Source organism: Halomonas sp. MCCC 1A13316, from assembly GCF_014931605.1.
GTDB lineage: Bacteria > Pseudomonadota > Gammaproteobacteria > Pseudomonadales > Halomonadaceae > Halomonas.
This window is the reverse complement of record NZ_CP053382.1, coordinates 2,586,568-2,601,188: the sequence shown is the minus strand read 5'-3', so window position 1 is coordinate 2,601,188 and position 14,621 is coordinate 2,586,568. Positions and strand designations below refer to the sequence as shown.

The 14,621-nt window shown below is 62.4% G+C and carries 10 protein-coding genes and 1 pseudogene; 2 read left to right on the top strand and 9 right to left on the bottom strand.

Going from position 1 to position 14,621, the window contains the following annotated elements; genetic code table 11:
• Window positions 1-19: 19 nt before the first annotated feature.
• The 9 genes and pseudogenes from HNO52_RS12010 to HNO52_RS21480 all read right to left on the bottom strand — a co-directional run.
• Window positions 20-2,020 carry a methyl-accepting chemotaxis protein gene (locus HNO52_RS12010; protein WP_197565541.1) on the bottom strand — a complete coding sequence of 667 codons (2,001 nt, stop codon included), beginning with the start codon at window positions 2,018-2,020 and terminating at the stop codon, window positions 20-22.
• Window positions 2,021-2,234: 214 nt separating this feature from the next.
• Window positions 2,235-4,982 (bottom strand): ATP-binding protein, encoded by a 2,748-nt coding sequence (locus HNO52_RS12005; RefSeq protein ID WP_197565540.1) that lies wholly within the window; start codon window positions 4,980-4,982, stop codon window positions 2,235-2,237.
• A 4-nt stretch (window positions 4,983-4,986) separates the two neighbouring features.
• The gene (locus tag HNO52_RS12000) at window positions 4,987-5,187 is read right to left on the bottom strand and encodes an Asp23/Gls24 family envelope stress response protein (RefSeq protein ID WP_197565539.1); all 201 of its coding nucleotides are present in this window, start codon (window positions 5,185-5,187) and stop codon (window positions 4,987-4,989) included.
• A complete protein-coding gene (locus HNO52_RS11995; RefSeq protein WP_197565538.1) occupies window positions 5,184-7,247 on the bottom strand; it encodes a 3'-5' exonuclease in 2,064 nt (687 codons plus the stop codon). Before HNO52_RS11995 ends, HNO52_RS12000 begins: the two co-directional genes overlap by 4 nt.
• Entirely contained in the window at window positions 7,247-7,618 is a 372-nt protein-coding gene (locus HNO52_RS11990) for a response regulator transcription factor (RefSeq protein ID WP_197565537.1), read from the bottom strand. Before HNO52_RS11990 ends, HNO52_RS11995 begins: the two co-directional genes overlap by 1 nt.
• 148 nt (window positions 7,619-7,766) lie before the next feature.
• Window positions 7,767-8,054 (bottom strand): hypothetical protein, encoded by a 288-nt coding sequence (locus HNO52_RS11985; RefSeq protein ID WP_197565536.1) that lies wholly within the window; start codon window positions 8,052-8,054, stop codon window positions 7,767-7,769.
• Window positions 8,055-8,191: 137 nt separating this feature from the next.
• Window positions 8,192-8,593 carry a response regulator transcription factor gene (locus HNO52_RS11980; RefSeq protein ID WP_197565535.1) on the bottom strand — a complete coding sequence of 134 codons (402 nt, stop codon included), beginning with the start codon at window positions 8,591-8,593 and terminating at the stop codon, window positions 8,192-8,194.
• A 48-nt stretch (window positions 8,594-8,641) separates the two neighbouring features.
• On the bottom strand, window positions 8,642-11,662 hold the full coding sequence (locus HNO52_RS11975; RefSeq protein WP_442907177.1) for a CheR family methyltransferase: 3,021 nt from the start codon (window positions 11,660-11,662) through the stop codon (window positions 8,642-8,644).
• A gap of 93 nt (window positions 11,663-11,755) precedes the next feature.
• Window positions 11,756-12,285: pseudogene (locus HNO52_RS21480) on the bottom strand (chemotaxis protein CheB); the annotation flags it as partial.
• 268 nt (window positions 12,286-12,553) lie between these two features.
• Between HNO52_RS21480 and HNO52_RS11965 the strand changes: the two are divergent.
• Window positions 12,554-14,227 (top strand): carbon starvation CstA family protein, encoded by a 1,674-nt coding sequence (locus tag HNO52_RS11965; protein WP_197565532.1) that lies wholly within the window; start codon window positions 12,554-12,556, stop codon window positions 14,225-14,227.
• A 15-nt stretch (window positions 14,228-14,242) separates the two neighbouring features.
• Entirely contained in the window at window positions 14,243-14,545 is a 303-nt protein-coding gene (locus tag HNO52_RS11960) for a cory-CC-star protein (RefSeq protein ID WP_197565531.1), read from the top strand.
• The last annotated feature ends 76 nt before the right edge of the window (window positions 14,546-14,621 follow it).

The following is a 14,621-nucleotide window of genomic DNA, read 5'->3' as shown; positions in this document are numbered from 1 at the left end:
ACCTGCCGTTAAGATCATGTCAGAAGGTTTCCCATTCCTCTTCAAGACGTGTTTCTCTGGGCTTTGGCTTCGGGTCCGCCACCGGCTTGGGTAGGATAGGTGAAGTAACCGCGGGAGTTGGGCTCTGCTGGCGTTGGGTGCGGGGTGACCAGTTGGCATCACCGTCTCCGTCTCCCAGCACGAACTCGGACATCAGTACATCCAGTCGCGACGCGTTCTCGTGCATGGTGGCGGCCAACCTGGCACTCTGGCTCACCATGGCGGCATTCTGCTGGGTCATGGTATCCATCTCGGCCACGGCAGTATTGACCTGTTCGATGCCTGCCGTCTGTTCTCGTGCTCCGGCAGTGATCTCGCTGATCACATCGGATACCTGGATCACGCTCTGGCGCAGTTCCTCCATGCGTTTTTCCACGCCCTGTACGATCGTATTGCCTTCCTGGGTATGCTTGACCGAGGTATCGATCAGATGGCGAATGTCTTTTGCCGCATCGGAGGAGCGGCTGGCTAAGTTGCGGACTTCCTGTGCGACCACGGCGAATCCCCGCCCATGTTCCCCGGCACGGGCAGCCTCCACCGAGGCATTCAAGGCAAGAATATTGGTCTGGAAGGCGATCGAGTCGATCAGGCCGATGATATTGCTAATCTTATTGGCAGATTCGTCGATGGCAGCCATCTTGGAGCTCATTTCGGTCATGGCTTCGCTGCCGCGCTCGGCAACGCCCGCGGCATTCACGGCCAGGCCATTGGCCTGTTCGGAAGCTTGGGCCGTATGCGACACCGTGGAGTGGATTTCTTCCATCGATGCTGAGGTCTCCTGCAGGTTGGCTGCCGCCTGCTCGGTGCGTGAGGAAAGCTCCTGGGTACCATCGGCGATATCGCCTGAGCCGGCCAGTACCATCCGCGCATTTTCCCGTACCTGCAGCAGCGTGTTCTGCATGCGCTCGACGAAGGCATTGAATTGCACGGCGAGCTGGCCTACTTCGTCCCGGCTATCCACCTTCAGGCGCTGGGTCAGGTCGCCCTTGCCCTGAGCGATATCGGCCATGGCCAGAGTCGTACGACGGATCGGAGACAGTACCTGGCGAGCTGAAATGAACACGATGCCCAGCAGCAAGGCCAGAGTTAAAGCGCCTGCCAGCATCAGAGAGACAAGCAGGTTACGGCTGACGCTGGTGAAAACGGCATTGGGTATGGCCACTGCCAGTGCCCAACCGTCGGTGCCGGCGATCGGGTTCCAGACCATGGTTACCGCACCTCCGAAGGGCGAAGTCACTTGGCCCGTTCCTGCCTGGCCTTCCATCATCTGTCGACCCAGGGCATCGGCCCCCACAAAACCCGCCTGGTCAGCTTCGGTGACGCGCAATGCCATGCGTACATCAGGATCCGGATGCGCTACCACCATGCCGCTTCGATCGACCATATAACCGTAGCTGCCGTCGCCGACATCGATGGACGAGGTGATCTCGGATGCCGCCGCCATGGAAAGGGTAATGCCTAATAGCCCGATGCGGTTGCCTTGGGCATCGAAGACCGCTTCGGCGATGATTGCTGTGGGTAGTCCGCTGACCAGCGATAGAACCGGGTCCCCGAGCATCCTGTCGGTGGTGCCGTCCAGGACCAGCTCCTTGAAATAGCCCCTGCCTGAGATATCGGCACGGGCGCCCGTATGCGTCACGGTATCGCCAGTGGCATCGGCAAAATAGAGCGATTCGATGGTGGCATCACCGGGATGGCGAGCCTTCAGCCATTCCAGGTGCGCCTCCACTGGAACCGGTTCAGCCAGGCGTTCATCCTTCGCCAGGCCTGTCAGCAGGGTCCGGTAGCCGGTGAGCCAGCGGCCGATCTCGTCGGCACGCGCCTCGACCTGGCGCATGCTGTTATTTTCCACCATGGGGGGGATGGCGGCATTCAGCTGGGTATGAACGATCAAGCCAAGCGCCAGGAAGGCTGCCAACAGGGGTAGGCCAACCGCACCAAGCAACTTCTGGGTCAAGGTCAAACGGGACAGGACTGTCATCAATAGCTCTCTTGCAGGGGGGCTTCTCTATGTTTCGCCATTGCCGGCTAACAGCCGGGCGATACTAGTTACCGCCTTGGCGCAGGCAAGGCGGGAGTGTTTACGGAACAGCGATTGTTGTTATTGGGAGGAACGGGCAGTGAATGATGTGAGCTCAATCAGGCCGATAGCGCTTTATCGGCAGGGAGGGGCTTAACTTGAATGTACTGCTGTGTCAGGCCTGTCCTGTTTCCTCGATCGCTTCCGGCAGTTCCATGATCAGGCAGGCGCCCTCTAGCGTCGGGGCATCGTCGACCCATAGCCGTCCCCCCAGGTGGGCCACGATGCCGCGGCTGATCGGCAGTCCCAGGCCGCTGCCACGTGGGCGGCCGTGGGCCTTGCCGCTGCTGGCGCCGTAGCGCTTGATCTGGTGGAACTTCTCGAACACCCGTTCACGCTCGTCAGGGGCAATACCCGGTCCGTTGTCCTCGACGCTCAACCTGAAGTTATTCTTGTGCCGGGCCAGGTGGAGGCGCACGCGCGGATCGTCGTCGTCGGCGAACTTGCCGGCATTGTCGAGCAGGTTGATGATCACCTGTTCCAGGCGATCGGGGTCGCCGATCACCGGCGCCTCGTCGAGTTCCAGGTCGACTTCGAGCGTAACGCCGCGATCCTCCTGCAGCCGATGCACGGCATCCACACTGTGGTGCACCAGCGCCGCCAGGTCGAGCCGCTGGGGAGAGAGCGTCAGTCGTCCGCTTTCCAGCCGCGCCAGGTCGAGGATCTCTTCGATCAGGCGTGAAAGCCGTTGGCTCTCCAGTACCACGACCTCGAGGAAGTGGATGCGCTTCTCCTCCGGCAGGTCCTTGCCGTCGCGCAGGATCTCGGCGAAGGCGCGGATCGAGGTGAGCGGTGTCCTCAGCTCGTGGCTGACCATGGCGACGAACTCGTCCTTGAGACGGTCGAGTTCGCGCAGGCGCTCGTTGGCCGCGCGCAGCTCCTCACCGATTCGCGCCAGCTCGTTGGATTTCTGCTCCAGGCGGCGGTTGTACTCCAGCGTCTGCGAGGTAGTGTCAAGAATGCTGAGAATCGCCTCCAGGTCCAGCGCCTCGCCGCGTACCACCGAATTGATCAGAACCCTGGCCGAAGCGCTGCCCAGGGCGCCCGACAGGGCCTGTTCGGCACGGGCGATCAGCGCCGGCGGGGCGGGAGTCTCGTCGGCCTGGCTGTCCTGCGGGTTGGCCAGTATCCGCGCCGTGGCGACGGCGCCCAGGTAGCGGCTGAGCAGGCTCTTGAGCTCGCCGCGGGTGGTTTGGCCGCGCCAGAGCGAAGTGTGTTCGAGCCCCGGGTTCATGGCTTCGGTGAACAGCGCCGCCTGGGTCTGCTCCACCGGGCTCTGGCGGGTGAACAACGACACGCCGACCAGCAAGCCGACGTTGGCCAGCAGGCTCCACAACAGGGCGTGGCTATAGATGTCGAAGCCTTCCAGGCCGAACAGGGCATAGGGGCGTAGCCATTCGAGGCCGAATGGCCCTTGGGCGAGGAAAGTGGCGTCGAGCCAACCCGACTGGGCGAAGCCCGGCAGCAGCAGGGTGTAGATCCAACTGATGAAGCCGGCCAACAGTCCCAGCGTCGCGCCAGCCCGGGTTGCGCCGCGCCAGTACATACCGATCAGCATGGCGGGGGCAAACTGAGCGGCCCCGACGAACGACACCAGACCGATGGTCACCAGGCTGTAGGAGTCTCCGATCAAGGCGTGGTAGAGGTAACCCAGCAACAGGATCAACACGATCGCTACCCGGCGAATGCCCAGCAGCCAACCGGCCAGCTCTCCCTGGGAGTTCAGGTGGAGCCGCTTGGAGCGCAGCAACAGCGGCATGATCAGCTGGTTACTGACCATGGTGGAGAGCGCGATGGTCTCGACGATCACCATGCTGGTGGCTGCTGAGAGCCCCCCGATGAAGACCAGCAGGGGAATGCCGTCGATGCCGGCCGAGAGCGGCAGGGTCAGCACGAAGCTGTCGGGGTCGCTGTTGCCCATCGGCAGCAACAGGCCGGCCATGGCGATGGGGATCACGAACAGGTTGATCGCCACCAGGTAGAGCGGAAACAGCCAACTGGCACGCTTGAGATGACGCTCATCGACGTTCTCCACCACCAACACCTGGAACTGACGCGGCAGGGTGAGAAAGGCCAGGAAAGCCAGCACCAGGGTGCCGACCCAGCCAATGGCCCCGCCGGGAACCACATCGAGGCTCAGGGCACCGCTCAGCTCGGGTGTGTCGGCAACCTGGCGAAACAGATCGCCGGGTCCGTTGAACAGCACGAACGTGACGAAGACGCCGACGGTGAGGAACGCCACCAGCTTGACCAGCGACTCGAAGGCGATGGCCGCCACCATGCCCTCGTGACGCTCGCTGGCATCCAGGTGCCGGGTGCCGAAAAGAATAATGAACACGGCGAGCACCAGCGCCACCCAGAACGACTTGTCGGCCCAGAAGCTCTCCTCGACGAGGCGGAACTCGGCGGCTTCGGGATAGTTGACCAGTACCGCGTGGCTGAGGGTTATCGCCTTGAGCTGGAGAGCGATATAGGGCGTGATGCCGATCAGCGCGATCAGTGCCACCAGCGCACCCAGGCTGGAGCTCTTGCCGTAGCGGGCGCTGATGAAGTCGGCAATGGAGGTGATGCGCTGAGTGCTGGCGATCCGCACCATCTTACGGATCAGCAGCGGTGCCATCAGCATGGCGAGCGTCGGCCCCAGATAGATCAACAGGAAGCTGGGACCGTATACCGCCGCCCGACCTACGCTGCCGTAGAAGGTCCAGGCGGTGCAGTAAACGGCGATCGAAAGCGCATAGACGGTAGGCGAGCCGATCACCGTACGGCCCTGTTCGGCGCGCCGGTCTCCCCAGGCCGCGATCACGAACAGCAGCGCCAGGTAGCCGAAGGCGACCGTCAGCACTACCGGCTCGGTTCTCATCGTGTCAGCTTTCCTCCTGCCGATGCTCCATCAGCCAGGCGGCCAGGGCGATGACCACCAGCCAGGCCACGAACAAGTAGAGTGGCAGCCATGAAAGCCCGGTGGATGAGGGACGATCGAAGATCAGTACCAGCGGCGGCGAGAAGAGCAGGGCGGCCAGGCCGATCAATGCCACCAGCCGGGCATGGGGGCCGGAGCCGCTCATGTACAGGCGTCCTCCCGGTCGAAGGCGGTGGCCTGAAGGGCCAGTACCTGCTCGAGGGTTTCGATACCGCGGGCTTCGAGTCGAGGAAGCAGTGCCAGCCACAGCTCGGCCGTCACTCGTGCATCGCCAAGCGCCGTATGTCGGGTACCCGGAGGGAAGCTCAAGTCGTAGCGCTCGGCGAGCGTGTCCAGGTCGTGGCCGTCCAGGCTCTCGTCGAGGGCTCGGGAGAGCAACAGCGTATCGAGCACCGGCATTTCCAGCGACGTGCCGCTTCCGGTGGGCTGCAGGGCCAGCAAATCGAAAGCGGCATTGTGGGCCAGAATCACGGCGTCACCGATATAGTCGCGGAAGCGCGGCAGGATCACCGGCAACGGCGGGGCGCCGGCTACATCGGCGTCGGTAAGGCCGTGTATGGCGGTACTGGCGGGAGGAATCGGCTTGCCGGGATCGACCCGCGTATCGAAGACGTCATCGGCCAGCAACCGGGCGTTGACGATACGGCAGGCGCCGAGGCTGACCACACAGTCGCCCCGGCGCAGCTCGAGCCCGGTGGTTTCGGTATCGAAAGCCACGATTTCCAGTGCTCGTAGCGGACAGCGGGCGAGTTCGGCATCGGGGGGTGGCAAATCGGCGATGCCGAAATCATGAAACTCGGGGCGCGGCGGCAACTGGCTGGGCGGTGCGCCGACGCGATCCACGGCGGGTAGCGGCAGGCGCAGGCGGGCGTGCTCCCCATCGCCATCCGCCAGGCTCCAGGCATCGCTGGCGTGCTGACGCAGCAAATCGCCGATTCGCGGTGAGAGGGGCAGCGTCTCGAGTCGCTGTTCGCACCATGCCGCCAGTTCCCGCTGCGGCCACGGTTTGCCGGGCCAGACCAGATCGAGATAGACGCGGCGGTTGCCGATCAGGATCTCGCCCTCGAAGTGCGTGGTGCCGGCATGCTCGCTCAACCGCTGCAGCAGTGCCACCAGCATGACCAGTAGCGCCGGGGCATCGCCCTTGAACCAGGCGGGCATGCCGATGGGTAGAACCTCGAAGGGAGTGTCGTCGAGTCGTTCATTGAGCGACTGCCACAGGTCGTTGGACCACAGCGGCACCAGCCGCTCGCCCTGCTGCTGCATGTCCTCGATCAGGCGGCCGAGTTTTTCGATCTCGTCGCCCAGGGCGCGGCTCTCCTCGTCGATCACCGCCTCCAGGCGGCGCTGCAACGTATCGTCGATGTGCCTGGCATGGCGTACGCTGCCCAGTGCCTCGGCGGCACTGGCCAGGCTGGCACCGTGCCGACGCAGCGGCGCCATGTGCTCTGCCAGGCCGGCCCGTGCGCCCATCTCGCTGGTCCAGGCGGCGGTGGCATCGGTCAGGGTCAACAGCGTCTCGCCGTTGCTCTGCGGTACCCGGCGCATCACCATGTGCAGCCAGCGCTCATCGCAAGGAATCAGCAACTCGCGCGGTGAGCCGTCTCTCGGCAACTGTCCCAGCGCATCCTGCAGGCTCGCTATCGGCAGCAAGGCATCCAGTCGCTTGCCTAGCCCGAGCCCGGGATGCCTTCCGAGCAACGTCTCGGCGGCCTGGTTGAACAGCAATAGCCGACGGTGGTGGTCGCATAGCAGCAGTGGCGTATCGAGTACTTGCAGTAGTGTCTCGAGCTCCTGGCGTATGCGCGCCGCGCTGCGAGCGCCTTCGGCGTGGGCCGTGGCCAGGCGTTGACGATCGCTGCGCCAGGCTTCTCGCACACGCAGCAGGTCGGGGCCCAGGCCGCGCAGCCAGCCTTCGGGAGGGTAGTCCTCGCGGGCATCCGGGTTGGCCACGAGGCGTGCCAGTTGAACCTGAAGATGGCGCAGTGGAGTGAACAGCATGCGCTCGAGCAGCAGCCCAACCAGGAAGATGGTGCCGCCTCCGGAGAAACAGCCGAGCCACAGCACGAGGCGGGCGAAGCCCTGGGGTTGGAACAGACTATCGAGCCAGGCAGCGAAAATGGCGCCACCCAGCAGGCTGATACCGCTGAGCAATAGCCACAGGCCGATCAGACGCTGACGCTTGGGCAGCTTGCCCCCCCTCATCAGGTGCCCTCGGCCAGCAGGGTTTTGACCTTCTGTACCAGTGCCTGGGTCGAGAAGGGCTTGGTGACATAATCATCGGCGCCGAGCGCCAATCCCTTTTCCCGTTCCACTTCGCGCCCATGGGCCGTGAGCATGATGATGGGCAGCCTGGCGTGGCGTGCATCCTGGCGGAGCTGTTCAAGCACGTCGAAGCCGCTGATGCCGGGCAGGCTGATATCGAGCAGGATCAGGTCGGGGGGAGACTGGTCGACCTTGGCCAGGGCGCCTTCGCCGTCTTCGGCCGTATCCACCTCGAAACCGGCCTGCTGCATCAGGAACTCCAGCGACAGGACGATGTTCGGCTCATCGTCCACCACCAGCACCTTGGCCATTCATGACTCCTCGAAGCATATTGGTATCTTGTTGATTACCAGTCTAGTGCGCGCGGCAAGTGCAGCAAAGACGACCTTGGCAGAAGAGCCCGCCTGTGGCTGATGGAGCGTTGCTCGGGTAGCGGGAAAGTGTGGCCGGGATGGATGGTCAGCGCGGCTCGTCGCTATCCTTGCCGATGCGTCTCGGCTTTGGCCCCAGCGGGCCGAGCCACAGCCACACCTGCAGCAGCACCAACAGCGGCAGCAACCAGGCAGGGGCGCCGGTCGTGCGGGTCAGGATGTAAAAGATCAGGTACGCGGTGATGCCGGCGGCGAGGCCCACCAGCGTGAACCTGAAGGCGCTTGCCTGGCCGGGCTGGCGGGTGACGCGAAACAACAGGCCGACGAAGGCACCGAAGCTACCGGCCATGGCAAGCTGAAGAAGGATGTCTTGCATGAGTGTCTCGCTATCCGGGCTGGCGTTACTGGCAGCGTAACGTCTAACCCATGCCCGTGACAGTAAGACCTTGGATCGAGCCTCGATGACGAGCCGGTCGGATATGCTGGGCCGTCCGGCACTCGAATAGGGCGAGCTCAGTAGTGCAGCGCTGGGCTGATGTAGCGCTGGCCCTGCAGCATGTGCCGTATGGCCACCGGCAGTTCGTCCGGATCGCCCTTGAGCAGGTAGCCTTGGGCACCGGCCGTCATGGCCTGATCGGCATAATGCCGCTCGCTATGGCCCGAGAGAATGGCGCAGGGCAGGGAGGGATAGCGCTCCTTGACCGAGCTGATCAACTCCAGTCCGCTGATACCGGGAAGAGAGAGATCGGCGATCACGAAGTCGGGCACGTTCTCGGTGAGGCTTTCCAGCGCGGCCTCGCCGGAGCCGAATGTGCCACAGACTTCGAAATCCTCTTCCTGCTCAATGTACTCCTGCAGCATGGCCAGCATGAAGGAGTGATCCTCGACGATCAGTATGCGCGCTGTGGTATCCATACCCTGAGATCCTTTGTGTAGTCAGACGTTGCGCAGCGACTCGTGGAGCTACTGCCAAGACGGCGTTGCCGGTACCCATATGAGAATAGTCGTTCCTTCGCCTGGCGCCGAATTGATTTCCATGTCTCCACCCAGCAGCCGCAGCCGCTCACGCACGCTCACGAGGCCGAATCCGGAACCATGCCTGTCTTCCATTACCTCCGAGGTGAACCCCTGCCCCGAGTCGCTGACCCGTATCAGGATACGTTCATCGGCCTGGTCCAGTTCGACGCGTGCCCGATCGACATTGGCATGCTTCTTGATGTTGAAGAGGAGTTCACGCACCACCTGGAACAGCAGAACCCGGAGGTTTTCGTTGGACGTAACTGGCGGGTTGAGTGTTTCGAGTTCGATCTCCAGGCTGTGCAATTGCTGCATCTGGCGCTTCAGCCAGCCGATGGCGTCGGCCAAGCCTTCATTCTTGAGTATTGGCGGGCTGAGATCGACCGTCAGCTGTCGGGTCGTCTCGATGGCTTCCTGTAGCCAAGAGTGTGTTCCTGCAACGGCTTCGGTCAATTCCAGGTGGCCCGCCGCCTCGAGCTTCTCTTCCAGCATGCGGGTCTTCATCTGCAGGCCATAGAGCAGCTGCTGCAGGTTGTCGTGCAGGATCTGGGAGACGCGGCGGCGTTCCTCTTGCTCCGCCATCGTCAGTTTCGAAGCCAACTGACGGACCTGCAGGGTCCGCTCTTCCACCCGCGCCTCCAGGGTCTCGTTGATCTCCTGGAGCGACTGTTCGGCAAGCTTGTGCTCGTTGATGTCGCTGTTCATGCCCACCCAGCCGCGAATCGTGCCGTCGGGCGCGCGCAGGGCATCTGCGCGCACCTCCGTCCAGCGATACTCCCCGCTCGCGGCGTGTAAGATACGAAACTCGGTATGCAGGGGCTCGCCCGTGGCAACTGCATGACGCCACAGGGCATGCACCCGCTCGCGATCTTCGGGGGCGACGGCATCGGTCCAGCCGATGCCCTGGAATTGTTGGAAAGTCTGTCCCGTATAAGCTCGCCAGGAGGGAGAATCCTCGACGATTTCGCCGTTGGCAGCAGTACTCCAGACGATCTGAGCCGAGGTGTCCACGAGCAGGCGGAAGCGCTCCTCGCTTTCACGCAGGCTCAACTCGGAGTTCTTGCGCTCGGTGATGTCAATGAAAGTGATCACCACGCCACCGATATGATCATCGCTACTGCGGTAGGGACGAACGCGGGTAAGGTACCAGCGATCTTCGGTATCTCTGACCTCGCGATCGATGGGTATCAGCCGCTCCAGCACTTGCCGGGCATCACCCAACAATTGTTCGTAGCCCAGGCGGTGGGTAAGATCGGAGAGCGGCCGGCCCCGATCAGTGGTGCGAATGTTGAACAGCGTTCCAACCTGCGGTGTGAAGCGCAGGATACGGAATTTCCGATCGAGGAAGATCGTGGCAATATCGGTAGCGGAGAGCAGGTTCTGGAGATCGCTCGAAAGCTGGCTGAGCTCTTCCACCTTGTGGCGGTTCTCCTGGTTCACCGTCGCCAGCTCTTCGTTCATCGATTGGAGCTCCTCCTTTGAGGTTTCCAATTCCTCCATGGCCGAGCGCAGCTCCTCGTTGGCCGACTGAAGCTCCTCGTTGGCTGCCTTCATCTCCTCCTGGCTGGTCTCGTACTCCTCGATGACCGCCTGCAGCCGCTGTTTATTGAGATCCAGTTCCTCTTCGAGCGACTGTGACGGTGCGCCAATTTCTTGATGGATTGCCGGCAACCTGCGTGGGATGTCTTCTTGCGTACGCTCCTCGAAGATCACCAGGGTCAGGCCCTGGTCCTTGGTTTCTTCGGGAGGACGGAAATGGACCACCACATGGCGAATGTCACCCTCCAGGCGCAGGGCAATGGGCTTGGTGCGCACGGCATGGCCGTTCTTGTCGATCCCAACCAGCGCTGCGCGCAGGTCCAGGCGCAGCTCTTCACGTATCAGCTTGAAGAGGTTCGACGTAGGAGTGCCCCCGGGATGAACGAGGTAGCGGCCGGCATTTTCCGAGAAGTGGACGACCGTGTGATCGGTGTTTATCAGAATGCTCGGTGGGGCATAGCGTTCGACCATCTGCTGGTGAAGCGCGCCATAGGAGAGCGTCTGTCGTTGCTCAGGCTCGGCTTTTTCCACTTGGCCCGATATGGCCGGGCGGCCGTGGGAAAGGGGAAATACCGGCAAGTGCAGGTCGTGTGTCGGCACGTTGCGCTTGCGGTAGAGGCAGTATTTCTTGTTCGCCACCTGGAAAAGCTCGGAGCGGTCTGATGTCTCTGAGGAGCCAAGCAACAGATAGCCATCAGGGTTGAGGGCGTAGTGAAAGACCTCGACCACATCGCGTTGAACCTCGCGTTGTAGGTAGATCATCACGTTGCGGCAAGTAATCAGGTCGAGTTTGGAGAAGGGGGGATCGCCGAGCAGATTGTGGGGGGCAAAGACCACGACCTCGCGCACTTCCTTGCGAACCCTGAACCCTCCGTTCTCCTTGACGAAGAAGCGGTCTACTCGCTCGGGAGTGACATCGATCTCGATGTCGCCCGAGTAGAAGCCGTCACGTCCGGACTTGAGGGAATCCTCGTGAATATCCGAAGCAAAGATCTGCAGGCCTGGCGGGTTGTCGTGCCGGCCGGCCTCCTCCAACAGCAGCATGGCCAGCGAGTAGGCTTCTTCACCCGTAGCGCAGCCGACCGACCAGATACGCACCTGATGTTCGGGCCCCTTGCCCTTGAAGAGGGTGGGGATGACATCCTTCTCCAGGGTGTCGAAGACTTCCCGGTCGCGGAAGAAGTTGGTCACGGTGATCAGGAACTCATCCGCCAGGGCCCGAGTCTCCTCCGGCTTCTCGCTCAGCAAGCTGGCATATTCCTGGAGATCCTCGGTATGCAACAGCTGCATGCGTCGCTGGATACGCCGCATCACGGTAGAGCGCTTGTATCGGCTGAAGTCGCGCCCGGTGCGCGTGCGCACCTGGGCGAAAATCCTGCCCAGAGTATGTCGTTGTGTTTCATCCAGCACATCGCCTTCGGTCGGCATGGCAATCCTGGGGCGCGTATGCACGTAACGCAGGATTTCGCCCGCCATTTGCTCTACCGGTAGCACCAGGTCCACGAGCCGGGTCGAAATGGCACTTTGTGGCATGCCGTCGAACTCGGCCTCATTGGGGTCCTGTACGACCGTCAGGCCTCCGTTGCCCTTGATGTCCTTGATACCCAACGTGCCGTCCGAACCGGTACCGGTGAGGATCACGCCGACCGAATCGCCGTCGTGGGTACTTGCCAGAGTACGAAAGAAGTGATCGATGGGCGCGCGCTCGCGCCGCGCTCTTCGAGCTGCGACAGGCGCAGGTGCGTATCGACAGTGTTGAGGTTGCGGCCCGGCGGGATGACGTAAACGGTATCGGGTTCGAGCGCTATGGTTTCTGTTACCTGCCGAACGGGCAGCCGGCAGAAGGGTTGCAGCAGGTCGGCGAGGTGGCTTTCATGCTCCGGCGATAGATGCATGACGACGACGAAGCTTAGCCCCGTCCGCTCCGGCACGTTGGCGAAGAAGCGCTTGAGGGCCGCGAGACCTCCGGCCGAGGCGCCAATGCCGACAATGGTGGGCTGGGTCTTGCCCGTTTCGGCTTGAACTGGCGTTTCCTGAGCTTCTTCCTGCATGGGTAACTTTCCCTCTTCGCCATCTGATGGCAGCGCATAACGAACCTTATCGTCCTGCATCTGGCTACGTTTTGCCAGCGTCCTGCCTTGCAATACTTAGATGCCACTTTAGTCGTATTTTCTTCAGCAGAAAGATGCCAGATTGGACTTGTCCTCCCGCTCTGCGCATCCTTTTCCAAGCAGAGCAAGGCGCGCTGCCGGACCTGACGTCTCGCATGACCTGCGAATCGATGAAAAGGAACAGGTTTCCCATAAGGAGCTGACCACAATGAGTGCTATCGTCCTGCTGGTGCTAGGTCTCGCCGGGATGGCGGCGGGGTATTTCCTCTACTCCCGTTTCATTGCCACGAAGATCTATCGCCTCGACCCGGATTTCACCACGCCCGCCCATGAGTTCGAGGATGGGGTCGATTTCGTGCCGACCAATCGATTCGTTCTCTGGGGGCATCACTTCACCTCGGTGGCAGGTGCCGCGCCCATCGTCGGGCCGGCCATCGCGGTTATCTGGGGTTGGCTGCCGGCCTTCCTGTGGGTCGTGCTTGGTACCGTGTTCTTTGCCGGTGTGCACGACGCCGGTGCCATCTGGGCCAGCGTGCGCAACAAGGCCAAATCGGTCGGCGCCTTGACCGGGGATGTCGTCGGCACCCGGGCGCGCAGCATCTTCATGATAGTCATCTTCCTCGTGCTGCTAATGGTGAATGCGGTCTTTGCCGTGGTCATCGCCGGACTGATGATGAACTTCTCCAGTGCCGTGGTGCCGGTGTGGGGCGCCATCCTGGTGGCGTTGATCATCGGTCAACTGATCTACCGCCGCATTCTGAGCCTGGCGATGGTGTCGATTCTCGGCGTCGTTGCGCTCTACGCCCTGATCTTCATCGGCCCGTCGGTACCGATCCAGATGCCGGCCGAAGTGGGTGGACTCTCGGGCAACGCCGTTTGGATCCTGATCCTGTTCGGCTATGCCGCCATTGCCTCGATGCTGCCGGTGTGGGTGCTGCTGCAACCGCGGGACTACATCAACGGCCTGCAGCTGTTCATCGGCCTGATCGTGCTCTACGGCGCCATCGTTCTGCTCAACCCCAGCGTGGTGGCGCCGATGGTCAACGGGGATTTGCCGGCAGGTACGCCATCGATGCTGCCGCTGCTGTTCGTCACCATCGCCTGCGGTGCCATTTCCGGCTTCCATGGCCTGGTTTCCTCCGGTACCACCTCCAAGCAGCTGGACAAGGAGACCGATGCCCGCTTCGTCGGCTACTTCGGTGCCGTCGGCGAGGGCATGCTGGCGCTTGCCGCCATCCTGGCCGCGACCGCCGGCTTTGCCAGCTTCGCCGATTGGCAGGCGGTCTATACCGTCTTCGGGGCCGGCGGCGTCAACGCCTTCGTCGAGGGCGGCGCCTACATGATCCACAACGGCCTGGGCCTGCCCGAAGCCACCGCGGCAACTCTGCTGACCGTGATGGCGGCGTTGTTCGCCGGTACCACCATGGATACCGGCCTGCGCCTGCAGCGCTATATCTTCCAGGAGTGGGGCGCGATCTATCACCAGAAGTGGATGACCCGCAACGTACCCGCCACGCTGCTCGCCGTAGGTGGCTGCCTGCTGCTGGCTTTCGGTGCCGGCGGGGCCGACGGCACCGGGGGCATGATCATCTGGCCGCTGTTCGGTACCACCAACCAGCTGCTGGCGGGCCTGACCCTGCTGGTCGTCACGGTGATGCTGGTGCGTCTGCGCCGTCCGATGTGGTACACACTGGCGCCGCTGTGCTTCCTGCTGGTGATGACCATCGCCGCGTTGGTCATCCAGTTGCGCACTTTCTTCAACGAGGGCAACTACTTCTTGCTGTTCGTGGATATCGTGGTGTTGATCGCCGCGATCCTGGTAGCGATGGAGTGCGCCTCGGCGCTGAAGCGTTCCCGGGCGGACATGGCCAGGCAGGAATGAGCGCCGGAGACTGACATGAACGACGATCATGACAAGTTGCATGGTTCTCGTCTCGAACGGGTTGGGGCCTGGCTGAGCCAGGCTCGTTTCTTCGCCGAGGAGATATACAGCGCGCGCTATCGCGGCGCCATCGCCCGGGCGAGGCGAGACGAGGATGACCTGTTCATGCTGTTGGTGTTCTCCGAGATGATGGGCGTGCCCAATCCGGCCGCCTATTACACGCTGGAGCTGCAGCCGCTGCTGCTGGAGCGCTTCCACGCGTGGCACCGACGCATGGGCATGGAGCGTTCGCCTTTGGATCATTTCAGGTGCTGCTAGTTTCAACAGGCAAGGCGCATCGGTGAATGAGCTTCGTGCGAGGCGCGTCGGGACAGCTCAAAGGAGAGGTCCTACG

Excerpts from the sequence above, each read along its gene's own strand:
- HNO52_RS12010 (WP_197565541.1), bottom strand. The coding sequence starts at position 2,020 with ATGACAGTCCTGTCCCGTTTGACCTTGACCCAGAAGTTGCTTGGTGCG.
- HNO52_RS12005 (WP_197565540.1), bottom strand. The coding sequence starts at position 4,982 with ATGAGAACCGAGCCGGTAGTGCTGACGGTCGCCTTCGGCTACCTGGCG.
- HNO52_RS12000 (WP_197565539.1), bottom strand. The coding sequence starts at position 5,187 with ATGAGCGGCTCCGGCCCCCATGCCCGGCTGGTGGCATTGATCGGCCTG.
- HNO52_RS11995 (WP_197565538.1), bottom strand. The coding sequence starts at position 7,247 with ATGAGGGGGGGCAAGCTGCCCAAGCGTCAGCGTCTGATCGGCCTGTGG.
- HNO52_RS11990 (WP_197565537.1), bottom strand. The coding sequence starts at position 7,618 with ATGGCCAAGGTGCTGGTGGTGGACGATGAGCCGAACATCGTCCTGTCG.
- HNO52_RS11985 (WP_197565536.1), bottom strand. The coding sequence starts at position 8,054 with ATGCAAGACATCCTTCTTCAGCTTGCCATGGCCGGTAGCTTCGGTGCC.
- HNO52_RS11980 (WP_197565535.1), bottom strand. The coding sequence starts at position 8,593 with ATGGATACCACAGCGCGCATACTGATCGTCGAGGATCACTCCTTCATG.
- HNO52_RS11975 (WP_442907177.1), bottom strand. The coding sequence starts at position 11,662 with ATGCCGACCGAAGGCGATGTGCTGGATGAAACACAACGACATACTCTG.
- HNO52_RS11965 (WP_197565532.1), top strand. The coding sequence starts at position 12,554 with ATGAGTGCTATCGTCCTGCTGGTGCTAGGTCTCGCCGGGATGGCGGCG.
- HNO52_RS11960 (WP_197565531.1), top strand. The coding sequence starts at position 14,243 with ATGAACGACGATCATGACAAGTTGCATGGTTCTCGTCTCGAACGGGTT.